At 44.0% G+C, this 24,235-nt stretch carries 16 protein-coding genes; 3 read left to right on the top strand and 13 right to left on the bottom strand.

Going from position 1 to position 24,235, the window contains the following annotated elements; all coding sequences use genetic code 11:
• Positions 1 to 575: 575 nt before the first annotated feature.
• From BN1546_RS13845 to BN1546_RS13815, 7 genes are all read right to left on the bottom strand, one after another.
• Entirely contained in the window at positions 576 to 1,037 is a 462-nt protein-coding gene (locus tag BN1546_RS13845; RefSeq protein WP_058830207.1) for a LysM peptidoglycan-binding domain-containing protein, read from the bottom strand.
• Between the two features lie 382 nt (positions 1,038 to 1,419).
• Positions 1,420 to 2,247 (bottom strand): ComF family protein, encoded by an 828-nt coding sequence (locus tag BN1546_RS13840; RefSeq protein ID WP_255305352.1) that lies wholly within the window; start codon positions 2,245 to 2,247, stop codon positions 1,420 to 1,422.
• A gap of 86 nt (positions 2,248 to 2,333) precedes the next feature.
• Positions 2,334 to 4,454: an ATP-dependent helicase ComFA gene (locus BN1546_RS13835; RefSeq protein WP_058830209.1), complete on the bottom strand. Its 2,121-nt coding sequence runs from the start codon at positions 4,452 to 4,454 to the stop codon at positions 2,334 to 2,336.
• A gap of 197 nt (positions 4,455 to 4,651) precedes the next feature.
• A complete protein-coding gene (locus BN1546_RS13830; RefSeq protein ID WP_013373400.1) occupies positions 4,652 to 5,092 on the bottom strand; it encodes a hypothetical protein in 441 nt (146 codons plus the stop codon).
• Between the two features lie 167 nt (positions 5,093 to 5,259).
• Positions 5,260 to 5,982 (bottom strand): response regulator, encoded by a 723-nt coding sequence (locus BN1546_RS13825; protein ID WP_013373401.1) that lies wholly within the window; start codon positions 5,980 to 5,982, stop codon positions 5,260 to 5,262.
• A 4-nt stretch (positions 5,983 to 5,986) separates the two neighbouring features.
• A complete protein-coding gene (locus BN1546_RS13820) occupies positions 5,987 to 7,147 on the bottom strand; it encodes a sensor histidine kinase (RefSeq protein WP_013373402.1) in 1,161 nt (386 codons plus the stop codon).
• 47 nt (positions 7,148 to 7,194) lie between these two features.
• The gene (locus BN1546_RS13815) at positions 7,195 to 9,912 is read right to left on the bottom strand and encodes a stalk domain-containing protein (protein WP_058830348.1); all 2,718 of its coding nucleotides are present in this window, start codon (positions 9,910 to 9,912) and stop codon (positions 7,195 to 7,197) included.
• A gap of 264 nt (positions 9,913 to 10,176) precedes the next feature.
• Between BN1546_RS13815 and BN1546_RS13810 the strand changes: the two genes are divergently transcribed.
• The 3 genes from BN1546_RS13810 to BN1546_RS13800 are packed head-to-tail and all read left to right on the top strand — an operon-like array spanning position 10,177 to position 15,657.
• Positions 10,177 to 11,586, top strand: coding sequence for an efflux RND transporter periplasmic adaptor subunit (locus tag BN1546_RS13810; RefSeq protein WP_064961685.1), 1,410 nt, complete (start codon positions 10,177 to 10,179; stop codon positions 11,584 to 11,586).
• On the top strand, positions 11,583 to 14,699 hold the full coding sequence (locus BN1546_RS13805; protein ID WP_090737974.1) for an efflux RND transporter permease subunit: 3,117 nt from the start codon (positions 11,583 to 11,585) through the stop codon (positions 14,697 to 14,699). Before BN1546_RS13810 ends, BN1546_RS13805 begins: the two co-directional genes overlap by 4 nt.
• Before the next feature lie 55 nt (positions 14,700 to 14,754).
• A complete protein-coding gene (locus tag BN1546_RS13800) occupies positions 14,755 to 15,657 on the top strand; it encodes a TetR/AcrR family transcriptional regulator (protein WP_025678294.1) in 903 nt (300 codons plus the stop codon).
• Positions 15,658 to 15,836: 179 nt separating this feature from the next.
• Here the strand turns inward: BN1546_RS13800 and BN1546_RS13795 are convergent.
• The 6 genes from BN1546_RS13795 to BN1546_RS13770 all read right to left on the bottom strand — a co-directional run bounded on the left by BN1546_RS13795 (position 15,837) and on the right by BN1546_RS13770 (position 23,990).
• Positions 15,837 to 17,197, bottom strand: a protein-coding gene (locus BN1546_RS13795) for an IS1182 family transposase (RefSeq protein WP_090737972.1) whose coding sequence is annotated in 2 segments (ribosomal slippage) — positions 15,837 to 16,630 and positions 16,630 to 17,197 — 1,362 coding nt in all. Because the reading frame shifts where the segments join, the coding sequence is not laid out codon by codon here.
• A 180-nt stretch (positions 17,198 to 17,377) separates the two neighbouring features.
• Positions 17,378 to 18,580 carry a methionine adenosyltransferase gene (metK, locus tag BN1546_RS13790; protein ID WP_090737970.1) on the bottom strand — a complete coding sequence of 401 codons (1,203 nt, stop codon included), beginning with the start codon at positions 18,578 to 18,580 and terminating at the stop codon, positions 17,378 to 17,380.
• A gap of 330 nt (positions 18,581 to 18,910) precedes the next feature.
• Complete coding sequence (locus tag BN1546_RS13785; protein ID WP_013373408.1) at positions 18,911 to 19,201, bottom strand: alpha/beta-type small acid-soluble spore protein; 291 nt, start codon at positions 19,199 to 19,201, stop codon at positions 18,911 to 18,913.
• A 136-nt stretch (positions 19,202 to 19,337) separates the two neighbouring features.
• Complete coding sequence (locus tag BN1546_RS13780; RefSeq protein WP_058830213.1) at positions 19,338 to 19,922, bottom strand: hypothetical protein; 585 nt, start codon at positions 19,920 to 19,922, stop codon at positions 19,338 to 19,340.
• 45 nt (positions 19,923 to 19,967) lie between these two features.
• The gene (locus BN1546_RS13775; protein ID WP_058830214.1) at positions 19,968 to 21,500 is read right to left on the bottom strand and encodes a stalk domain-containing protein; all 1,533 of its coding nucleotides are present in this window, start codon (positions 21,498 to 21,500) and stop codon (positions 19,968 to 19,970) included.
• Between the two features lie 99 nt (positions 21,501 to 21,599).
• The gene (locus tag BN1546_RS13770; protein ID WP_058830215.1) at positions 21,600 to 23,990 is read right to left on the bottom strand and encodes a copper amine oxidase N-terminal domain-containing protein; all 2,391 of its coding nucleotides are present in this window, start codon (positions 23,988 to 23,990) and stop codon (positions 21,600 to 21,602) included.
• Positions 23,991 to 24,235: the final 245 nt, after the last annotated feature.

Below are 24,235 nucleotides of genomic sequence, written 5' to 3'. Positions count from 1 at the left end.
AGATTAAACGGGTAAAATCTTTCCCAACTCTAGCACATTAATATGCAACAATATAAAGTGTAGAGGCAAATAAGTCCTTCTAATCCAGCCTATTACATGTGAGTATTTATCGTCAAACATCCCTCCGTACTTTAGATAAAAAAATAAAATAAGCGCCATTCCTGTTATTCTCGGGAATAGCGCTTCATTATCATTAAATAGCTATATATGAATATGGTTAAAATGTAGAAATAAAATGAGGGAAAAACCGGGCGAAACAATCCTCAGAAGAATTCATGTTCACCTGTGCCCCGATGCATCAAGAAAATGCTATAAATCCGGGGGATCGGCGTCCATACGAATGCTCCGCACATGGAGTGTGGGTATTCATAAATCTCATACACCTAACATCATTTCAACTTATAACCTATCTGAAATTAAGCAAGATGTACCATTGGAAATTTGCAGCCCAAAAAAACAAACAATTTTACAAATAATTATTCAAAAAAGCATTGTTTTAATAGAGGCCTTCCCGTATACTATAGTCAAACGCTTGGTTTAATAAATACATTTTATAAAACAGTTTATAATGTTAATTATTTATTTGTATTTGTTTGTGGTACTTGCAGTTCTTGACCGACTTTTACCAGGTTGTTGATTTTAACCAGTTCTTCAACAGTTACACCGTATTTTTCAGCAATAGAAGCCAGTGTGTCGCCTTCTTGAACATTAACAGTGATTGTTTTTACAGTTGTTGCTGGTGTTTCAGTTGTAGTTGTTGCTGGTTTTGTAGTTGTTGTTTGGTTGTTGTTCTCTGTTGTCGATTGAGCAGGTGCTGCGTTCTCAGTAGTTTCAGTTTTAAAGAATTTAGCTTCAAATGCTTTTTGTGCTGCTTCTTGTTGTTCTCTCATGATTTGGTCTTCCAATTGTTGTTTTTCATAATCGGAACTAGATTGTGCAGATACACTACCTGTAGCAAGTGGGCTCAACAAAGATACTGCGCCTAAACTAACTGCCAACATGCCAGAAACTGCTACTTTTTTCATTACGTTTTTCATGATTTTGTTCTCTCCTCTTTTTAACTTTAAATTTTAATTAACTGCTTTACTACTGAGCGAGACACTCCCAATGTCCGCTCTTTTGTCGTTAGCCATCACTTATTACCAATCATGTTAGCTATCAACAGATAGAAATTGTACTCCTCTTTTCCAAAAAAATCAACCTCTAAATTGAAATATTCTGATTTTATCCCTCACTTCCTAACTTTTTGTTCGTCTCTATATTTTTATTATATACCTCTCTCTAGCTTGTTGTCAAATTTTGCTGATTGTACGGATTAAAAAGCTTCTGCTCTATCATTTAAGCCTTCTTTCAAAAGAATTATAACCTTTTTTTCATAGTTTCAAGCACAAAATTATGGAATATAATAGAAAATTGAGCTCATGATCTCGCTAAGGATAGGCAAAAAATAGCCAAATGTACTCCTTGTTCTAATGCCTTTTCTCTTAAAACGCGTGCACATGCCTGCAATGTACTCCCCGTCGTATAAATATCATCTACAAGCAAAATTGTAACGGAATACATATTCTCCACAGCGCGTTGAGATTCGACCTTTAAAATAAAGGGTTTCATCAAACTCACCATATTGGGGATAACGGAAAATGCATTATCCATTGTATTCATACGTTCATTTTTTGATTTAAAGCTTTGTTTGCCTGTATCTTGCGGGCGAACAAGCAATGGTAGAAAGGGGAGCTTATTTCGCTTTGCAATCTCTTCTGCCAAAATTTCAGCCTGATTAAAGCCTCGCTCCGTCAGCCTCTTTTCACTTACCGGGACACAGGTCACTATATCTACATCCCACAAAGATCGCTTGAAACGAGTACAATTATGACCCGCAAACTCATGTCTCATCGCCTGATAGGCTCGGTTCAAGATCTCGCCCAGCAGGGGACCAAACTTTTCATTGCCACGATATTTGAACTGCCCAATCCATTCTCTCGCCATCGGCGTATAGCTGATCGCACTCCGATTGCATATATAGTAACGCGCTAATCGGTCGGGCCTGACGCAATCCGGACAAAACGTCGGACGTCCACAATGTACACAACGAATGTTGTAAATCCAAGGAATTTGAATCGAACAATGAGTACAAAGCCCAGTAAATTCGAAAAAATGACCTGCGAGCTTGCCACAAGCAACACATGTTTGCGACTGACGATGGAATAACCAATTCAAAAACAGACGGGTTCTTGGAATCATCCCCATACCAAAATGCACCTTTCCTGGTAGTTTACGTACCAACTTTGTTTCAGGTTTCACATTTCCAAAAAAACTTTTTTTATTTAATGCATTTAGTGCTTCGTCAATTTCAGATATCCTTTTTTCCGAGCCAGTGCATTCATGCGTTTAATCTGCTTAATCGCTCTCTTTTGACCGCTAGTCCATTGAGGGGATATAAAAATAACACTACCAGATGGATCATCCTTAGATCTTCCCGCGCGACCAGCCATTTGGACAAGGGATGCTTCATCAAAAAGACTGCTGTCCGCGTCTAGTATATACACATCACTTCGTGGAACAGTCACACCCCGCTCCAAAATAGTGGTTGTGACCAACACACGTATTTCAGTAGCTCGAAACAAACGCACCTTAGCGGTTCGTTCTTCATCCTGCGATGATGTGCCGGCAATAGGTATATCAGAAAATTGTCTCATCAGCAGTTCCACAAGACCTTGAATATATGAGATTCGTGTCACAAATAGAAAGACCTGCGCCCCTCGTTGAATGGATATGTATAGGCGCTGAATAAATGAAGCAGGAAGCTGGTCTTTTTGCAGCCAATGATGCACTGGAGCAGTCCCCAAACGAATTGGGACAGGTAGGGGATGACGATGAAAACGAACGGGAACCTTGGCATGTGGCAGTTGACCACGTGCGGCCTCTTTCTGCAAAGGAGGCGGTGGCGTCGCAGACAAATAAATAAATTTCCCTTCCTGCTTACATACTGCTTGGGCAGCAAAGGCAAGCATTGGATCATTGTGATAAGGAAATGCATCAATCTCGTCGATTACAACCAAATCAAAGGCCTGGCGATAACGCAACAGCTGATGTGTTGTTGCTAGTGTCAGTTGTCCCCTTTGCCACCGTTCTGCACTCCCTCCATAAAGTGTCACCATACTAACTTGAGGAAAGGCAACTGCCAATCGAGGTGCCAACTCCAATACCACATCTCGGCGTGGTGTTGCTACAAGCGCTGTCCCTCCGCGCTCCAACACATGCTGTAAAAGCGGAAACATCATTTCCGTCTTGCCTGCGCCAGTCACGGCCCAGAGCAGAAAACGTTCGGCCGCAGAATCAGGTAATTGCCGGCCAGTAATCTCCCAAGCACACTCGCCAGATTTGGGCGAGGACTGCTTGTAGCCGGCAAGAGTGCTGCCATGCGCAGCGGCAGCACCTAATTCCTGGCGCACACGCATGCTGCGCCGGAATAATTCGCGCGCTCGTTGCCATTGGCCTTCCGGGCGGGAGCATTTTCGCACCCTGCGGGGTGGTGCGGCCAAAAAACTCAGCGCTACTTCGGCGGCAGCACGTTGTGCAGGACTCAGCCCCCAGCGGTCGAGGTTCTCCGCCAGCGCTGCCTCTGCCGTGCGCGGCATGGCAGGTTTCGCTGTACCGCGCAGCAGCAGCGAGCACTCACGGCTGCGCCCAAGCGTGAGACATGTCTCGCAGTAGGCGCAGGCCTTACGGCCGCACGATGCGCAGCTTGTGCGGTGCACCTTTCCACTACCACAACGGTTGCAGCGGAGTTCATGTCTACGCGCGGCAGACCAGCGCGTGCGTGGTGATGGAGCCAGACCAGCAGCAAAGCTGAGTCGGCCTTGCAGATATGCAAGTTGCGCAGCTGAACGCCAAGTAGGCTCCAAATCCGGGGCTGCCTCTGCTAGCAGTGCTTCAGCTTCAGGTACGAGCAACTGGCGTCCTGCCAACAAATGAGTCAGCCCGTTCGCTTGTCGTGTTAAACATTCCATATCCAATCCATCTACTCCCGTAGCGAGCTTCCTGTTTTGAATAGAACGTACAGTTCTTATTGTTTCCCGTCCCTCATTTCCATGTTTAGTGCGAGAAACCCACCCTTGTTGACAGTCCCAAATGCATATATTTTCTACTCCTCCAGATAAGATTCGTTCTCCATTAGAAGACTCAAGAACCAGTTCATTCTTTAGCTGTGAAAGAATATAAGCCCACCATTGCCGATCCCCCCACCGCTCCATTTCTGCTAATCCCTTAAATCTTCCACAAAGGCTTACTCCCCAAGACAAGGGAAGCTCGTCTCCTAGTAACACCCACCTTTCGACAGCATTCTCCTGGTCCTTAACTTGGCGCAACCACCATGTCATATCTACTCGAATATCCACAGATAATCGGAGACTCCATTTCCCTTTATACCTGACTGCATATACTGCAATTTTCATGTTCAATCTCTCCTTTCATTCATTTTTCCTAGTGCTTATCACCCCAGAAAACAGCAAAAAGCACACTTCCATGGCTGTTAGCCTGAAGTGTGCTTCACATCAAACAGATTTCAACGAAATCCCTATTGTCTTGCATATGCAACTGTCTATAAATATTTATATCTGATTTAAACCACGATGTCCACAGATCCCTGTCACTAAGGAACAAGTGGGGCGCCCGCCAACGGGTTTGCTGTTCTAAGATCAATAACAACCTGTTTTTCACCGCCTGACTTCGGCAAAACCGGGTTCCCCGGTGAAAAACGACATGAGATGACTGAAACATCCATATGACTATAGCGCACCAGCCGGGTCAGAATCGGTAGCGTATCGTCTATAGATTCATCATCCAGTACCGTTACATGTAGCGGCCTCCGGTGTAGCCAGGCAAGGATACTCAATGAACGCATCACCCATTCCACACGATCTCCATCATTGGATGTAATCACAATGTAGCGAGTCGCACGATGATCCAGCGATGTCGTGTGTGCATCTTCGCCATTGTGATAAGCCTGAACCGCCTGTCGTATATACATGAGATGCACGACTGCAGCTCCCACACCGTATATAAGCAATATCCAAACCAAGTGAGCCGTCACGAGGGTTCCACCTCCTCCTATAGCGACAATATATGCCGTATAACAGGAAGAGGTGTCACGGTTATGTACTGGACTTCCATACGAGCGGATATCTCGCTCTAAAAGAAAGGCGGTACAGCATTCATATCTAGGCAGCTGCATCGTCTAATGCATGAAAAGACTACACTTTACAGCGTAACCCATCCATATTTGATGGAGTTAATAACTGCTTGTGTACGGTCATCAACTTCCATTTTTTGCAAAATGCTACTAACATGGTTTTTGACTGTTTTCTCACTAATGAATAAATATTCACCAATCATCTTATTGCTCTTGCCTTCAGCCATCAGACGCAACACTTCTGCTTCACGGCGGGTCAGTGGATTATTTTCACCTGCGACAAACTTCACGCCTGCTTCCTTAGTATGACCTTCCGCCATAGCCCCTGTTTCATTCAGGTAAGTCATCCGACGGAGCTGCTGAATAAGCTTACCCGTTACCTTCGGATGAATGAATGCATATCCTTCATGTACTGAACGAATAGCATTAATGAGGGATTCGGCCTCCATATCTTTTAACAGATAGCCATTGGCCCCCTTGCGCAACGTCTCGAATACATAGCTTTCATCATCATGAATGGATAAAATGATCACTTTGACGTCCGGAAACATCTCACGTAGTTTTTCAGTTGCCTCTACACCATTTTCAATTGGCATATTAATGTCCATCAGAACAATATCCGGTTTCTCTACGTTGCAGAATTCCAACACTTGAATGCCATCGCCACATTCTCCGATGACCTCAATGTCGTCCTCCATATTCAAAATACGTTTAAGTCCTTCACGGAACAACTGATGGTCGTCCGCTAAGAGAACTTTAATGGGTGCATTACTCATTTCCTGATTTTCCATGTTGTTACTCCTTTCCCTTTTCCACGTTGGTTGGGATATGAATCACTATCTTGGTGCCTTGATTCTCAGCTGATTCGATCTCCATTCTCCCCTCGAGCAGTTCAACCCTTTCCCGCATACCAATCAGACCAAAGTGCCCATGGTCCTTGCTTTTTTGCTGAAAAAGCTCTGGCTTAAAGCCCAGACCATTATCCTGCACAACAATTTTCACAAGCTGTGCCTGGTAGGTAATCTCAACAAGCACATAGGTAGGGTAAGCATGCTTGGCAGCGTTAGTCAAAGCTTCCTGGATCAGACGGTAAATGGCTGCTTCCATCGCGGAAGAGAGACGGTGTTCCTTGCCCCTTGTTTCAAAAAGCGCTCTAATCTTCGTTTTTTCTTCAAAATCCTGCACATATTTCCGGAGCGTCGGAATAAGCCCCAGGTCATCCAGAGCCATGGGACGCAAGTTGAAAATGACCTTTCGCATTTCCTCAAGACTGGAGCGAACTTGTTTCTTCAAGTCTACTATTTCGTCCTGAACCATCTTAAATTCCTGCTTGGCGATCATTCTTTCCACAATTTCCGTCCTAAGCACTAGATGCGCAAGGAGTTGCGCAGGTCCATCGTGAATTTCACGGGATATGCGCTTACGCTCCTCTTCCTGAGCCAAAATAATTTTCAGACCAATAAACTGCCGATTTTTGGCCGATTCAATGATCCGCGTCACTTGTCCCAATTCACCCGATAAATATTCCAGCACGACCCCCATCTGCGAACCAATAGTTTCGGCCCGCTCAACAGAAGCCTCGACACTTTTGGCCCGCTTTTGAAGATCATCTCTTCTGGCTTTGAGATACATTTCCTTCTCGCGAAAAATCATCACATCGAGTTGAAGCTGTGTTGCCTTCTCATAAGCCTGCTTGATATCCTCTTCCGAGTAGCGGACGAAATCACGACTGACCTCAGTCAACCGAATTCGGGACCGCCGATAGTTCATTTCCAGCTGGTCCACTTTTTCGATCGTTTCTGCCGTTTCCTTCAATACGCTCTGGAGCTCTTGATTTAACGTGACCAGCTCGGTCCGGGCCGTGTCCAATATTTCGAACATCTGATATTTGCTGTTCTCCATCACCTGGATGGCATTTTTAATGACTCGGTCTATGATATCGGCTTGAAAGTCCACAAATGTTCTACTCCAATCCTAGCATTTCAAGTATATATCATACCATATCATGACTGGAGGGTGATGGTCTTCGTTTCTTGTTCCCATTTTACAGTCATTCCTAACTGTTCAGACACAAGTCTTAATGGGACTAAAGTCCTTCCTCCTAGTACAATAGGTGCAACTTCAGAGCTCTTACGCTTTCCGTTTAGAATCAGTTCTTTTTTTCCTACAGTCAAATCCATCAGCACACCACCGCGCATAATGGTGATCCGTTGATCGCCCGCATTCCATTTGGCTTGCCCGCCAAATGCGTCCAGCACATACTTGATTGGAACATACGTCGACCCATTGCGAGTCATCGGAGCTGCATCAATCGTTGTTGGCGTTCCATTTACCGTCATCAATTTTTGACCGATCGTCATCTGAGCTGTTCCCTTTTTAAGTCCTTCTGTGCCGACTGTTCCTGGTGTATTAAAAGAGATATTATCAAAAGCGACCTTACCTGTCTTAGCACGCTCATCCTGGCCTTCGGCTACATTGACCACATAGAGACGTTTCAGCTTCGCCGGATACGAAATATTCAAACCGCTCATATCTGCGTTAATCGTTTTCCAGCCGTTCCAGTCGATCACTTTGGCAAGATCAATATATGCAGTTTTGCCTTGGGCATCTTCCAGCTCTGCACGCAGCCAGTTCAGACTCTTATCTCCTTTGACATCAATCGAGATGGATGTAGCTGCCTGCTCCAGCGTCTTGCCGGATGTGCCGTTTAATTGAGCGTAAGCATACATTTTACCACTGCCGTTCGTCATGTCGTAGCTTAGCTCCAGCACTTTGGAATTGGCATGGTCTCCATCCCCTTGTACAACAGTCGCTGTACCGGTAACACCTTCCGCATTTGAAGTAAAATCAACCGGATACGAAACATTTTCGAAGTTTTCCCAGTTATTTGTACTTGCCCCGCCAGCAGATAGGAAGACAACTGCACTGAAACCATCGTAGCGGCCAATGGCGTAGCCTGTTTTCACGCCCGCATCCACTGTATTTACCATAAGCTGATTGTCCTTAACGCTTCCCTTAAAGCCGATGAACTCCCATTTGAGCGCATCTGATGTAATGCTGACACTCTGTCCATCTTTCGTCTTGGCCGTTATCGGTACTGCGATTTTTGCTCCTGCAGTAAGCGAGCCTGTCCCACTTCCTGCAGTAAGTGATGAAATTTCATCTGCCCCAAGCACGGTGACCTTGGTTGTCGCACTGGCTGAACCACTGGATGCTGTTAAGGTAGCAGTTCCCGGTTGGGCCCCCTTCACAACACCGCCGCTCACGGACACAACAGCAGGGTTGCTGGACTTCCACGTCACTTGTACTTTCGATGTATCAAACGGATTGTAGTAGTTGTCGTAGCCTTTGAAGGAGTAGCTTCCGGTCTGACCAATCAGCAGCGTTTTATTGCCCTTGATGGTAAAGCCTTTGAGCGTCCCTTTAGGAGCAGTGGTATATACTCCCACTCCATTTACGATGCTACGTTGCTCTGTACCATATTCTGTATTGAATGTAAGCCCCGCTGTCGTATCTCCCAAATCACGAGTGACCATAGTGGTAGAGCCGCCACCATCGAGGTTCATCCCCTTCCAGACACCGATATCTTTCATCAGTGTTTGCAGCTCGCTCAGGGATACACCAACGCTGTTCCCATTCTTCTCAACGGCAATGACATATGCGTATCGTTTGTCACGGGAATATCCCAAAGCCGTACGCGCACGTGTCCCGCCAATACTTGTTGTACTTCGGGAAAACGAAGTCTTCTGTCCGTCATTTACTAATATGGTATGTCCACCGATCATCATCTGAAGGTTGGAAGGATCTACTTCACTCCCTGTCGATTTGACGCGAAGATGATAGTTCGTTTCTACGGTCTGTCCCACAGTCAGATGCGCTTTGGCATATTCAGCTGCTTTACCGTGTGTACGTAAAATATAGCCATCCTGCGGAACAGTCATATTCAATGTAGCATTTTCGGAGACTTGCGTAACCACGCCATTTTGTACCAATATTTCTGTAGGCGTTGTCGAACTGTTTTTAGGTCGCTCAATCGCTTTCCAAGCAGATGTATAAATATACATAGCATTGGAGTGACTGTAGCTGCTCCCACTCGTCTCTGGCGAGTACGAAGCCTTGTTCATCCCTGCCAAGGAGAAGGAAGACCCATCCCCAGCTTTTACTGTACCTTCGAAAGTAAATTGCTCAACCATCGGCGAGCCATCCTTCGTAACAGCAAAGGCATACATCCCTGTTAAATCAGAGGGTGTAGACATCAGCACACCTTTGGATACCTGTCCACCGATCGGTGCTCCCTCACTAGAGGTATTAAAATAGTCCCCGTTCACTCCAGCAACCGCACCGGTCTCTTTTGCCATACCGCCTGTGCTCTGGCGGGTCGTAAACTGTCCGTTCTTCCCTGTCATGACATCCAGCTTTACGTACGGATTTTGCAGGTCTACTCGAATGATATCAGCCAGCGCTGTTCCTTTAGACCCTTTAAAGCGATATTTCAATAATGTTGCGCCCGAAGTAATAATCTCTTCACCCAATTTTACCGTTGAACCGGAGGCAGCACTCGCGATTGGAGCAGATATCCAATTGTTTAACGGGATTAGAACCCCAGTTCCAGCAACCGGACCGACCCATAATACTCCTGCCAGCGTTAATACAGCCCATCTTTTAGCGATTCCTTTGCCATCTACTTTCACTTTGCTGTGTTTTCTATTACTTAAAAACATTTGGATAATAGCTCCCATCTTCTTTGTATTCAAACGGATTAATCCGAACATGTACTCTACCAATAAACAAAAAAATCCTCTTATGTTAATAGACTTATTATAAAGGCAAAAGTTCCGAAATCCCGCCAACTAATTCATAAAATCCAAAACAGTGAATTGACGAATACAATATTGGCGCACTATAATACATATGAACTTATGAGTTCAATTTAAACCAGTAAGTTTAAACAGAAACTTATGACCCTATCGGAAGGATGGATAATCATGAATAAACAACGGGCCATCATCATACTCACCTTATCACTGAGCCTCGCCATCGCCGGATGCTCTACCGGAAAAAAAGATGCTGCTTCAGGTTCATCCGCACAGCCGACCGTTGTGCGCACTACAGTCGTCAAAAACACACCACTCCATACCGCCTATGACTTGTCAGGTACCCTTCAGGCCTATGAGGAACGTACACTAGCCTTTCAAAACGGAGGTACCGTCGCTAGCGCAGAAATCACGACTGGAACTCTTGTCCAAAAAGGTACAACCATTGCCCGTCTCGATGACGCCGACTACAGGCTACAGGTTGCACAGGCTACAGCCTCGATCCAAGAAGCTCTAGCCGGTATAGATAACGCACAGGCTAACCTACAGGCAGCTACCTCTGCCATTCAATCTGCCGATGCTGGTATTGCGAATGCTCGTGCAAATGTTAGCAAGGTCAACAAGGGTGCGCGCGCTCAGGAAAAACAGCAAGCTCAAACCACTGTCGATAAGGCACAAAGCGCCTATAACAAGGCCAAGACGGATAGCGAGCGGACACAAAAGCTGTTTGAGGCGGGGGCAGCTACCGCGTCGGATAACGAGAACGCCCGCCTGAATGCTACCACTGCTCTTCAAAATCTGGAGCAAGCGAAAGCTTCCTTATCTCTTTTGCTGGAAGGAGCCACAGCCGAAGAGCATCAATCTGTCCAAGCTTCCTTTCAGGATGCGATTGCAGGTAAAACTAAAGCTCTTGCAGCCAGCGAACAGGCTGAGGCTTCCCAAAAACAAGCGCGCGCCAACTACGAAAAGGCGCTTGTTGCCAAGGGCCAGGCAGAGCTGGCACTGTCACGCACCCGTTTAACTTCTCCTGTGAACGGCGTAATCCTAGACAAAATCGTGAATACAGGTGATTTGGTCGCGTCGGGCCAAGCCGTCTATCGCATAGGCTCCATCGACCGTCTTAAAGTACTCCTTCCCGTACCAGACAGTGAAATTAAGGATTGGAAAAAGGGACAACAGGTAAAGGTGGCGCTCTATGAAGAAACTCGTCAGGGTACGGTGTCCAACGTCTATCCTTCAACCAGCACCGATACAGGGAGGGTTAACGTAGAGATTGTCATTGCCAATCCACAGCGAGACTGGTTACCCGGCCAGGTCATCAAAGCTGCGCATCAGGTGACAGACAAGAATGGTATTCTTGTGCCTGCTGAAGCAGTCATCAATACGGGAAGCAAGCCTTTTATTTTCAAAGATGTTCAAGGAAAAGCGGTTAGAACCCCTGTGGAGCTTGGCAATCAGGTTGTAGATAATCAATTGCAAATTGTATCCGGGCTTCGTGAAGGAGAACGTATTGTCATTAAAGGGGCAGAATCCCTATTTGATGGAAATGCGATTCAGTCGGAGGAAGGCGGACGTCCATGATTGAGTACATCGTAAAAAAACGAAAAATAACATTGCTGTTTTTTGTCATGCTGATTGTAGTTGGAACTTTTGGATTTTTCCAGTTACCACAGCAGGAAATGCCCGATGTGACCATACAGAATGCTACGGTCACAACCGTCTATCCCGGCGCTTCACCACAAAAAGTAGAACAAACCGTAACTAAAGAGCTGGAGAAACGCATCAAGGAGGTTGAAGGTGTTAAAACGATTAATTCGACTTCTGGGAACGGATTCTCCTCTATTTTAATCGAATCCAAAAATGGAGTCGATCCTCAAACGGTTTGGGATAATATGCGTAAAAAAGTGCAGGATGCACAAGCTGATCTTCCTCAAGGTGCTGAGGTGCCTGTTGTAAATGACAAGCTGACCAGCTCGTTTATCGGCTCTTATGCCCTGACCGCCGACTCATCTGCCCCACTGTATAAACTAAATGATTTGACCACCACCTGGAAAGATCAACTTAATACGATTTCCGGCGTATCCAGTGTTAAATTCAATGGTCTTCCCGATCAAGAAGTACGTGTCCATATCGACAACCAGAAGCTTCAGCAATATCAGTTGTCGTGGGGACAAGTGGCACAAGCGATTCAATCTCAGATCGATCGGGTTCCTACTGGTAATATTGAATACAACGGACGAACCTATCAACTCGTTGTTCGTGAGACCGAAAAAGCTGACGAATTAAATCAGGTCATCTTGACACGTACAAAAGAAGGTAATCCTGTTTATTTAAGAGATATCGGCACAACTGAGCTGACACATCCTGAGGCAGAATATTTCGCTTACGTAGAGGGTAAACCGGCCATTACACTAAGTATTGGGGCGGAAACAGGCACAGACATCCCTTCTATGAGCGCAAAGGTCAATAGCAAGCTCAAAGAGCTGGAGAAAACACTCCCTGCGGGTGTTCACTTACAGACTCTCTTTGCACAAAAGGATCAGGTAAGCCATATCTTTGACGACTTAAAGCGTGAAACGATTCTGGCCATTGCAGCGGTTATTCTTGTTTGTATGTTGGGCTTGAATTTACTCACCTCAGCTTTTGTCGCGCTGGCAATCCCTATTTCGGTTTCGATTGCCGTTATCTTTTTACCTATGTTCGGCATTACTCTAAATCAGATTTCCGTTGTCGGTCTGATCATTGTACTCGGCATACTCGTGGATGACGCTGTAGTGGTAAACGATAATATTGAGCGCAGACTTACGGAATTAGGAGAGCCACCCTCCGTTGCAGCTATAAAAGGTACCAAAGAGGTCATGCTATCTATTTTGATTGCAACATTGGCCACGATCTCTGCCTTTGCTCCATTGTTGTTTCTGCCCGGAAATGTAGGTGCCTTTATTAGACCCATTCCCACCATTGTTTCTCTGTCCATGTTAGCTTCTATGATCATGTCTCTCACGATCATCCCTATTTTTCGAGAGTGGTATGAGAAACGCAGACAGACTCATCATCCTCAGAGGAAATCTAAACCAGTAGGCTTGCTCGGTCAGCAGATTCACTCTTTAAACAAGCTTTATTCACAAAAGCTGATGCCTAAAGTCATTCAGCGTCCCTTGCTGACGGCTATGGTTGGACTCATGCTTGGAACAACCGCTTATGGATTAGTTCCCTTTACATCGGTTGAGCTTTTCCCTGAATCTGAAGATCCTCATGTTGCATTAAATGTAAAAATGCCTGTAGGCACTTCCATTGCGGAAACCGACCAGGTCGTTAAAGATCTTGCAGGCTGGATTAAGAAGCAACCCGAAACTTCCAAGGTCGTTTACAGTGCAGGTGGGACTGCCCCCCAACTGTTTAGTGACATTAATAGTGCGGGTGGAACTATCAGTTATAACGAAACCGTAGGTCAGATTGCTGTTGTCGGAAAAGAGAACGTATTCGATCTCAATTCGACAGTTGATGCTTGGGAACAACATGTTAAGAAATCCTACCCTGGCGTTACGGTTACCATGTATGTTCCCCGTCTTGGGATTCCAGTAGGTAAACCCGTTTCTATTCGTATCTCAGGTCAGGATCTGAATGAACTGCAAACCCTTGCCCAAAAAGCAAAGGAGCAGATCGCGACAGTTGAGGGCACAACGGGCATCGTAGATGACATAGGAATTGAACGATATGCCCTCGAGCTTGAGGTTAACAAACAAGCCATGGATCAGTATCTAGTAAGCTATACAGATTTGACTCGTACCCTTCTTCTGTTAAAAGAAGGAGCTCAAGTCAGTCAATTTGATACGGGAAGCAGTCTGGTAGATATCAAGATGTATTTGAATCACAGTAACGAGGAGCCAAGTAAGCTTTTCCAACAATTAAGTGTAGTGAATGCAGCTGGCAAGCAAATTCCATTAAACCAGCTTGTACAGATTAAACCGTCATTTGCTATTCAGCAAATCAAGCATTACAATATGGAGCGGACGATTACGGTCGAAGCTGACTTGAATGGAAGAACTGCAAGTGAAGCCATGGTAGATGTGGAAGGCAAACTGGCACAAATGAAGTTCCCTGAAGGCTATAAATGGGAGGTAGGCGGTGAAACATCCGATCAGTCCACCATATTCGGAGATTTAGGGAAGCTGGCGATTGTTGTAGTCTTACTCATTTTACTCTTGATCACGATGCAGTTTTATTCACTCTCCATTCCTATTATTATTATGACGACCGTGTACCTAGCAGCTGCCGGCGGGATTATTGGTATTTTTCTAACTGGTATGCCCATCGGTTTTATGAGTATCATGGGAATTATCGCACTTGCGGGTATTGTGGTACGGAACGGGATTGTCTTAATTGAATTTATCGAGGATGCAAGATATGAAGGAGTGGAGTTAAGGGAAGCCGTAATACAAGCCGCCGCTGCTCGCTTCAGACCGATTTTGTTGACTTCCCTGGCTGCCATTGTAGGTATGATTCCATTAGCACTATTAGGGAGCCTGCTCTTTAAGCCACTGGCGTTCACCGTCATTTTCGGTTTGTTATTTTCAACCTTGTTAACTTTGTTTGTGGTGCCGTCCTTGTATATGATCATGGCCAAGTACAAGATGCACCGGCAACTCAAAAAACAGCAGCACACAGTTATTACACGTGACCAACCTTTGTAATGTATGAAGTATCGAATTCCGCATGCTGTCGAGTTGGTTCCTGGAGGGAGTATGTATGGAAAGTAAAAAAAATGATATTTTACAGGCGGCCATTCGGCTGTTCTCCAGAAAAGGCTATTATTCAACATCTGTTGAAGAAATCGCTAAAGAAAGTGGGATGGCAAAAGCATCCTTCTATAAATATTTTCAAGGGAAAGAAGAATTGCCTTTGGAAATGTGTGTCATTCTGGAAAACAATATTGAACAAGACATCCGAGCTCTCTACAGTAAACCTGACCTATCTAAACACGATAAGCTGCACGGTTTTATTGTACTCTACTTGAAAAATCTTGTTGAAAACAAAGTGTATCTCATGATGGATCTTCCTGAGCCTTCCATGCTTATTTTTCAAAATGAACAACTCAATGGTGCGTTTGAACAGCATGAATACAAATTATACAAATGGGTTCGCGACTGCCTGATTGATATTTTTGGACCAGGCATTGAAGATCATGCATGGGATATAACCTTTGTGCTGAAAAGCATTGTGTTTGAATATATTCGCTTCTTTGCCGATCGGATGAATGATGAAACGATTGAGCATCTAACACAGTTTATCATCTTCTTATCCAGTTCCTTGGCAACCAGCCTGAGCAGTGCTGATCCCGCTCCACATTTGTTTTGGAGCAAGAAAGGCTGGTTACCCGAGAGCGCTTTAAGTAATCCCTTTGACCAAGGTCGTCAAATTAACGGCCTTCTCCACTCCCTGGAAGACAGTATACTGCTGTCTTCGTGGAGCTCAGAGGAGAAACAGGAGTGTCAGCAAATTTACGCTCAATTAAAGGAAGAGGCTCTGAAATCGAACCCTCAGAAAGGTCTCTTAAAAGCTCTTTTTGCGTATTTGGAGCAATATAAGGAAGTACAGAAGGTGTGTCATTTACTCAGAAATTTATTGGGTCTCGCACCGATATCCGAATAGTGGAGCGAAATTAAGTACACTGTGGCAAGTTCATAGCTAATAGCAAGCATATCAAAAAAAGACTGTCTCATGCATAGCATGAACAGTCTTTTTAGATTGTCGAGAAACCCTGTCTTTGGAGACGAGGGTTTCTTTTTCTTTACATAATAATGGGTCTGGCACCTGGGGAAAACGGGGGATTACCCCTGTTTCGCCAGGCGATCCAGGTGAATCGCCATCTTCTTCATGTTCTGCACGGCTGCCGTCATGAGGGCTTGTTCCCTGACGTTCGGAAGTCCGCGCAAACGGCAATAGCGAAACCCATGGAGCTCTTTAGCATCCGCGAAGCTTCGCTCAATCGTCTCTTTTCGTTTGCGGTACAGCCGTTTTCCAGATGGGCTCAGCCGGTTATTCCGTACCCATTCTTTGCTGTCTTCCCAGACATGGCGAGTCACCACTTTACGGTGATTCTGAGACTGGGTACACTGGCTCAGTAACGGGCAGTGCTGGCACTGAGCTGGATCGGACGCGTACTGTCTGTATCCCTTTCGGTCCGTCGTTCGGTAGGGCAGTTCCTGTTGGGCTGGGCATCTATACACATTGCGTTTGGCATCGTATTCAAACTTCCATTTCGGAAACAGTCCTTGTCTGGGATGGAATCTTCGGTGAGCAATCACGGCAAAAATCTTTCGGTTTTGCAAACCTCGGCAAATCGGCGTCGTTAAATAACCTGAATCTAGTGCAACAGCTTCTACTTGAAAACCAAAACGTTCTCTTTGGCGATCCAAACGGAACAAATAGGGGACGGAATCATGTACATTCCCCGGTGTCACATGCACGTCCGTAATCACATTGTACTTCGTATCCACCGTACGGTGGTCCAGATAAAAGAAGCCTTCGGGCTTGCCATCACGGATCATATAGCCGCTGTCTGGGTCTGTTTTGCTTACTTTAATCTCTTTCTCTTCGTTCACTTCCTCTCGGGATTTTAAGGCTTTTTTCCGTGGTTTTTCCGGTCCTCTTTCACCGCTTCGTTCAGCTCGTCCATATAGTCTTTGGTATTCTGTAATACTTGTTCTTTGGTGTACTGGTGTCTGTTAGCATTGGCTTTGACGTGTGTGGAATCGGTGACGAGAACACGTCCGCTCACCATTCGGTGAGAGATCGCCTGCAGCACAATTTCATCGAAGATATCTTGAAAGATCGTGGTGTTTTTAAAGCGGGTGCGACGATTCCAGCTTATGGTGGTGTGGTCCGGAACCTTATCCGTTAAGCCCAGCCCCAGGAACCAGCGATAAGCCAGGTTCGTCTGAATTTCTCGCTCGAGTTGTCGTTCCGATCGAATGCCGTAGAAATAACCGAGGAAGATCATTTTAAACAACACGGTAGGATCAATGGCAGGACGCCCGTTGTCTGTACAATACAGTGGTCGAACTTTATCATCGATAAACGAAAAATCGATATACTTATCTACTTTGCGGAGCAAGTGATCTTGAGGAACCAGATCTTCGATGGAAACAAATTCGTAGGATTGTTGTTTTTCGCGGTTGGAACGTAGCATATCAACACCATCCGTTCTACAATAGTCACCTATATTATACAACATTAACGCGGTGCCGTCTTAAACAAAATAAACATAAAATAGGCTGTCGAGACTTTCTCGACAGCCTGAAAAGACTGTCTCATGCATAGCATGAACAGTCTTTTTAGGTTAATGCGTTATTCTGATGACCTACGAGGATTATAACCCCGCTTGCTCTCTCAGAATTTCCGCTTTATCTACACTCTCCCACGGTACATCCAGATCTGTGCGTCCAAAGTGGCCGTAGGCAGCTGTTTGCTTGTAGATTGGACGACGCAGATCCAACATGCGAATGATGCCTGCTGGGCGAAGATCGAAGTTATTTCGGATCAATTCAACGAGTTTTTCATCACTGACTTTCCCTGTGCCGTATGTATCGACGTTAATCGAAACAGGCGTAGCTACACCGATGGCATAAGCAAGCTGTATTTCAACCTTGTCAGCCAATCCAGCTGCCACGAGGTTTTTCGCCACATAACGAGCAGCATAAGCAGCAGAACGGTCCACTTTTGTTGGATCTTTACCCGAAAATGCTCCCCCGCCATGACGTGCATAACCACCGTACGTATCCACAATAATTTTACGGCCTGTCAGACCTGCATCCCCTTGAGGACCACCGATTACAAAGCGTCCTGTCGGATTAATGTAGTACTTGGTTTGCTCATCCAGCAATTCGGCAGGAACAACTGGCAAAATAACCTTTTCTTTGATATCTGCTTGAATTTGCTCCAAAGTAGTATCTTCTGCATGCTGCGTGGAAACCACAATGGCATCAATACGGACAGGTTTGCCGTTTTCATATTCTACCGTTACTTGAGTTTTACCATCTGGACGAAGGTAATTCAGTGTTTCATCCTTACGCACTTCAGACAAGCGTCGTGCAATACGGTGAGACATAGCGATAGGAAGAGGCATTAGCTCAGGTGTTTCGTTCGTAGCAAAACCGAACATTAATCCTTGGTCCCCAGCCCCAATGTTTTCTGTTTCCTTATCTACTTCAGCAGGATCACGGCTTTCCAGGGCAGCGTTAACCCCTTGAGCAATGTCTGGCGACTGTTCATTCAAAGAAGTCAATACAGCGCAAGTATTATAGTCAAAACCGTATTTTGCACGTGTATAACCAATTTCCTTAATCGTATTACGAACAATGGATGGAATATCCACGTATTCCGATTTGGAGCTGATTTCACCAATGACGAGAACGAGACCGGTAGCTACCGATACTTCACATGCTACCCGTGCATTAGGGTCATTAGCCAAAAAGGCGTCCAATACAGCATCGGATATCTGATCACAAATTTTATCCGGATGGCCTTCTGTTACAGACTCGGACGTGAACAAATGACGACCTTTTACAGACATGAATTTCAACCTCCCACAATTAAAATACATGAGGATTTTTAATAAATCCTAACATGGCATGGCATTATTCAGTTACCTTCAACCCAACAAATGACGGAAGATATCTTTTACACCTGATTAACAAAAAATGAACCTTTTCCGGTAGGAAAAGGTTGCGTACAAGCCTCAAATGCCATGATATCCTATTTAAAACAAGGTGTCAATTCATGTCATCCAAATAACAAAATTCGAAAATGAAGTGAGTTTACATGCGAACCATTTTGATCCACATGTAAATAGCTCCAGTTGTATACCTACTATTTGTTTAAAATCTGTATCAATAATTACATTTTATAATGTACCAAATTCAGATAAGCTACGTTCAGCGGATTGTATCAATCGTTTAGTAATCTCTCCACCAACGGAGCCATTTTGTCTTGAAGTTAAATCGCGCCACGCTACATTTTGACTCCTCGTAAACTCTCCCAATTCTGCAGCAAATTCACTGTCAGCATTCGGATGTATATGTGCATATTGAGGATTATAAACAGGCAACCCAAACTCGGCAGCAATTTCATACTTCAAATCATCTAACCTGGCACGGCTTTCGGGAATTAATCGTCTTTGACCTCTTGACGCCATTGTACGCACCCTCCACTCAATGAATTATTTTTCATGAAGTTAGTGTGCAGTGTTTATAGTCAACTTAGCCAAGAACAATTTGCTATCCCAAGCAGGATTTAAGAAAAAGAGTACCTTAAAAAGAGATAGACCCCAGTTATTGAACAGTATAGCCGCCACGTACCATAACGACTAAGCCATACTTTTGGCCTTCTTTTACTTGAATACCTCTTCCTTCTCTAGGAAACGATAATAAATGATTTTTTTCGACAGCCTGGTTATGAACAATTTCAGTTCCAGAAGTAATATCAATAGCACCACTGGCATCCATGCTATACACAACAGCATTTCCATTACGTAAAATAAATTCTGCTCCAGCTTTTGCAATTAGTTTCTGACCAGGCTTTACATCAACAACCTTCAAAGCCTCTGTCTGCTCCACCGTTGAACTTTTAGTTGCATTAGAGGTTCCTGAAGACGTGGTTGTATTAGAAGTAGTGGTGTTTGTTGCTGGAGCAGTCGAACTAGTTGTCTTACTACTAGTACTACTTGCACTTCCCCCACCTTTGATGGCTTGAGCAATTTTTTGATCAACATAGCTTTTGGTTACGACTGGATCATCAGCTGTTCCAGGTTGTCCAGAACTGGAGGCTCCATTGACTGAATTGTTCATCAAAGAGCCAGCCACAATTCCTCCTCCAAGTAAAACAACAGCCAACGATACTTTATAGCGTGATTTCATGAAGACCTCCTACTGCAGGTTATAACAAGTATAGGTAAGCTTAAATTATTGCGCACTTGCTCCAGCGGAACCTTGCATAGCCCATGGCTTATTGAAAGCCAGCTTCAAAGTATCAATACTTGAAACAATATCTTCCGCTTGTTGTTCAGCGGTAGTCACTTTCAAATTAGCCTCGTAAACCTGAAGCTCTGTAGCCAATCCAACATCAAATTGCTTTTTAGCCATATCAGCCGCACTTCTTGCACTCACCAAACCGGCTTGAATCTGTGAGTACTGACTTTCCAATGCTTTGATGTTGTTATAAATTGTTCTCACAGCTTCTTCCAATTGTCTCTTTGTGCCTTCTGTAGCATACTGAGCCTTTTCAACATTAAGTTGTTCAGCTTCATAAGGGGTATTTCCTGGAGTGCTAAAGTTATAAAGCTTCAAACTCAGTTCAGCCAAATCCACTTTTTGCTCACTCAACCAAATGGCAGTGCTGCTAGTGAGTACTTGGCTTACTTTTGTCTCTACATTATCTTTAAATTCAGAATATACAGGCTTATCCTTCAATTCATAACGTTGCTCTGGTTTGTAGCCAATCAATTGATTTAAAGATACATATGCACTATCCAAATCTTTTTTAGCTTTATCCAAAGCTGCTTGATTTTGAGTCAACTGATTGGTCGCTTGGGTAACTTCATAATCACTCGACATTTGATTATCTCTCTTGATTTGCGCAACTTTAAGTTTTCGCTCTGCATCTTCAATATTCAATGCTGCCAGTTTAACCGCATTTTGTTTTTGAAGGAGTTTATTGTATAGATCCTTCACGTTATATTCAATACCTTCTTTGGTCAGTTCCAGGTTCTTTTTAGCTGCTTCATAATTAAGGTTCGTTTGGGCATAACCTTTGTAAGCTTTATCTAGTGCTTCAACACCTGCCTCAGCGGGAACAAAGTCAATATTCTTACCCGCTTCTTTCATAATTTTCCCAGCCTGATCAATACTTGTTTCAACTGTTTTGATTGAAGTGCTATCAACAATAGCCAATTTAACTGCGTCATCATAACTTAAGGAATCATTATAGTAGGTATCATAAGTAACTTTGGTTACAGGGGCTGTGAGTGGCTTACTGGACAAGCTATTAGTGTCAGTGACGCTCCCATTAGCTTGATTCGAAATGGTCACTGTTCGTGTAGCTTGATCCCAATTTACTTTGGCGCCTAATGATTGGCTCACAAAACGTAAAGGAACGAGCACTTGACCCTTTTGAATTTGAGTTGCCGCATCGAGCTGTACAGGATTACTGTTTTTATAGGCAAGTTTAGAACCAATATTTAAAGTTAATGTATCATCATTTTTAGATGCTATTACTTTTTTGGCTTTGCTGTCCCACTCTACTTGCGCTCCCAAGCTTTCAAAAACACCACGAAGAGGCACTAGGGTTGTATTTTGACTGACTATCGGAGACTGTGTATATTGCTGAGTTACACCGTTAATAATAACCTTTATATCACCTGACTGAGCTCCTGCAAGATTAGCAAACGCAGAAGTAAGAACCAATGTGGATAGTAATGCCACTCCAAAACGTTTCATAACTTTTCTCCTTTGTCAATAAGACTAATAAAAGAAAAGGGCTCCAAAAGGAACCCTCTTCTCATCTAATTCAGTTAACTCAAAAGAGTTGCTCTTAAATTAGTTGTTGTTTTCAACAGTTACTGTTTTAGCAGTTGCATCATAGTTGATGGATGCATCCAGCGCTCTGCTCACCCAGAAGATAGGCAGTACAGTACGGTTTTTGTTAGTTACAGCTTTAACGTCCATACGAATCACAGAACCGTTAACAGTCAACAGGTTAGTGTTCAGTTTGATTTGAGCAACGCGGTCACCTTTAATCAGGGTAACTGTGGAAGTTGCTTTGTCAAACAGGATGTTTTGTGGGGATACACCCAAAGCTTCAGCTGCATAACGTACTGGCAAGTAAGTGCGTCCGTTTTCAGCATAAGCAGCTACATCAGCTGTTTTAGATTGGCCGTTCACAGTGTAAGAAGTGCTTCCCAGTGTGAAGACAGCTTTAGTTTTAGTAGCACCTGGAGCTGGAGTTCCAATAGTTGCGATTGCTGTTTCAGCAGCAGACGTATTATTGTCTTTCCAGTTTTGAGTTACACTGCTACCTTTGTACGCAGTGTAAGAAACAGCACTACCTTTCAGTTTAGCAACGATATCGCCTTGAGCTACAGTACGGTCAACAGTCAGCTTAGGAGCTGAAATTGTGATTGTACTTGGAGTTGTGCTTTCGCTATCAACGTAGAAAGTCAAACGACCTTTGTTGCTATCGCCGTAAGTATCTGTAGATACGCTCTTGATCTTAGCATCACCAGTTGTAACTTTCACATCTGGAGTAGAAGCAAAGCGAACGCCAACAGGCAATTCCAGAACTACTTCACGGTTTCCGTCTTTTGTCAAAGCTTCTTTAGCAGCTTCAGTGATTGTGATATCACCAATTTGCTGATCTCCCAGACCGATTGTCAGGGTTGGTTTGGAAGCAGCAGCCAAAGTAACTGCTTGTTTCACAGTTGCAACCTTAACAGTACCATTCAGGCCTTGGCTACCAGCAACTTCAACATTCAGATCTCCGGAGAAACCTGGTTGAGTAGCAACTTCGAAGTTTTTCAAAGTCAGTTTACCTGGGTCATTAGTTGTTTTGCTTCCTTTGTAAGTCAATCTCAAAGTACGTTTGTCGGAATCGGTATAAGTAACATCTACTCCACTGAAACCATTTGCGTATTCAAGAGATCCACTAAATTCGTTTTTAGCAGGATCAGCTTTGTCAAAAGTAGACTGCCAACGAGCACCTTCTGGCAAACGCAAAGTTACTGTACGTCCTTCTACAAAAGAACCAGCTACAGCTTCTTTAACAACCAAGTCACCGATTTTTTGTTCGTCATGACCAGCAAGGATTGTTGTTGGTGTAGCTACAGATACACCACCACCGATTTGACCATAGCTACCTACTACAAGGGAGCTAACGTCAGTAGTAGCATTACCAGAAATATTAGCTACTACATCGCCTTCTTTAGTGTTAGTCTCATCATCAACGTAGAAGCTCAATGGGAGATTAATAGCACTTTGTTCGGTAGTAGATTTATCTGTGGACAAAGTCAAAGTGTCGCCATCTACAGAAGGAATTACTTTGACACCAGCACCACCATACAAGAATTGAGTGTTTGTGAAGTCAGGAGCGTTCCATTTGAAACCACTTGGCAGTTTCAATTTAATGTTTCCTGTTTTCAGTGATCCAGCCGTTTGTTCTTTAACATTCAAAGTGAAAGTAAAGTTGTCAGTGTTGGAAACAGTATCTTTAGCAGCCAAAGAGATTTGACCAGAAGAAACCACATTCGCAATCACTACTTCACCACTAGTCAAACCACTGTTGGAAGCAGCATCAATTGTTGCTTTAACTGGTCCATTGCTTGGTCCAGTTACATTAATTTTGCTGAAGTTCAGGTAAAGAGTAACATCATCACTCAGGTTAGTTCCACCAGAAACACTGATTTTTGCAGAGTTTACTCTGTTAGTACCATTGTACAAAGGTTGTGCGTCAACTTTAAGGCCAGTGTTGCCATCAAAGTCTGCATACACACCCAAACCGTAAGTAGCGTCGCTAACACTTCCAGTTTTAATGTCATTAACAGTGGTGCCAATAACGCCAACAGTTTTATCAGCTTTTGAGTTATCAAACTCGAAGCCTTTAGGCAAAGTCACAGTAAAAGAAGAATTGTTTTGAAGGGATGCTTTACTAATTACTACTTTTACTCTGCCATCAAATGTACCTACACTATCTTTCACATACAATTTAGCATTGGCATCAATTGTAGGAGTATTTAGAGATGTGTAGCTGGAAGATGCATGGATAGCAGTTGGTGCAGTCAATGCTGCGATTGGAGCTGCTACACCAGCAACCAATGTTGCTGTTGCCAGCACGTTGATCATTTTTTTGTTAAACTTTGTCATAACCTTTTTTTCTCCTCCTTGAATATAAACAGAAATATTATTTTTGTCTTTTTGTCGGATCTTGTCACTCATCAGTCGTTACACCTCCTTTCCGAGCTTTATGAGAACCCTTATAAAATGATATCTGTGACAATATCACAGAAGCTTGGAATCTAGTTGAAAGAAAGCGTCCATTTATGACGTACTCCAGTATTATACAATGTGATAACAATGCAGTAAAGATTTTTTTTAGCGAATTTTGTCTTTACGCTTTTGTACCCCTTTGTTTCATACTCACCCAATTAGACGTAGCATGGGTCCAAAAAGTTGCGTCTGTT

It is taken from the genome of Paenibacillus sp. Mc5Re-14 (genome assembly GCF_001049835.1).
In the GTDB taxonomy this organism is placed as follows: domain Bacteria; phylum Bacillota; class Bacilli; order Paenibacillales; family Paenibacillaceae; genus Paenibacillus; species Paenibacillus polymyxa_C.
This window is presented reverse-complemented; position numbering and strand designations above follow the sequence as displayed.

Coding starts and splice junctions, on each gene's coding strand:
- BN1546_RS13805 (WP_090737974.1), top strand. CDS start 11,583: ATGATTGAGTACATCGTAAAAAAACGAAAAATAACATTGCTGTTTTTT.
- BN1546_RS13835 (WP_058830209.1), bottom strand. CDS start 4,454: ATGAAAATTGCAGTATATGCAGTCAGGTATAAAGGGAAATGGAGTCTC.
- BN1546_RS13815 (WP_058830348.1), bottom strand. CDS start 9,912: ATGTTTTTAAGTAATAGAAAACACAGCAAAGTGAAAGTAGATGGCAAA.
- BN1546_RS13780 (WP_058830213.1), bottom strand. CDS start 19,922: ATGAAATCACGCTATAAAGTATCGTTGGCTGTTGTTTTACTTGGAGGA.
- BN1546_RS13800 (WP_025678294.1), top strand. CDS start 14,755: ATGGAAAGTAAAAAAAATGATATTTTACAGGCGGCCATTCGGCTGTTC.
- BN1546_RS13775 (WP_058830214.1), bottom strand. CDS start 21,500: ATGAAACGTTTTGGAGTGGCATTACTATCCACATTGGTTCTTACTTCT.
- BN1546_RS13845 (WP_058830207.1), bottom strand. CDS start 1,037: ATGAAAAACGTAATGAAAAAAGTAGCAGTTTCTGGCATGTTGGCAGTT.
- BN1546_RS13840 (WP_255305352.1), bottom strand. CDS start 2,247: ATGGGGATGATTCCAAGAACCCGTCTGTTTTTGAATTGGTTATTCCAT.
- BN1546_RS13810 (WP_064961685.1), top strand. CDS start 10,177: ATGAATAAACAACGGGCCATCATCATACTCACCTTATCACTGAGCCTC.
- metK (WP_090737970.1), bottom strand. CDS start 18,580: ATGTCTGTAAAAGGTCGTCATTTGTTCACGTCCGAGTCTGTAACAGAA.
- BN1546_RS13785 (WP_013373408.1), bottom strand. CDS start 19,201: ATGGCGTCAAGAGGTCAAAGACGATTAATTCCCGAAAGCCGTGCCAGG.
- BN1546_RS13770 (WP_058830215.1), bottom strand. CDS start 23,990: ATGAGTGACAAGATCCGACAAAAAGACAAAAATAATATTTCTGTTTAT.
- BN1546_RS13825 (WP_013373401.1), bottom strand. CDS start 5,982: ATGGAAAATCAGGAAATGAGTAATGCACCCATTAAAGTTCTCTTAGCG.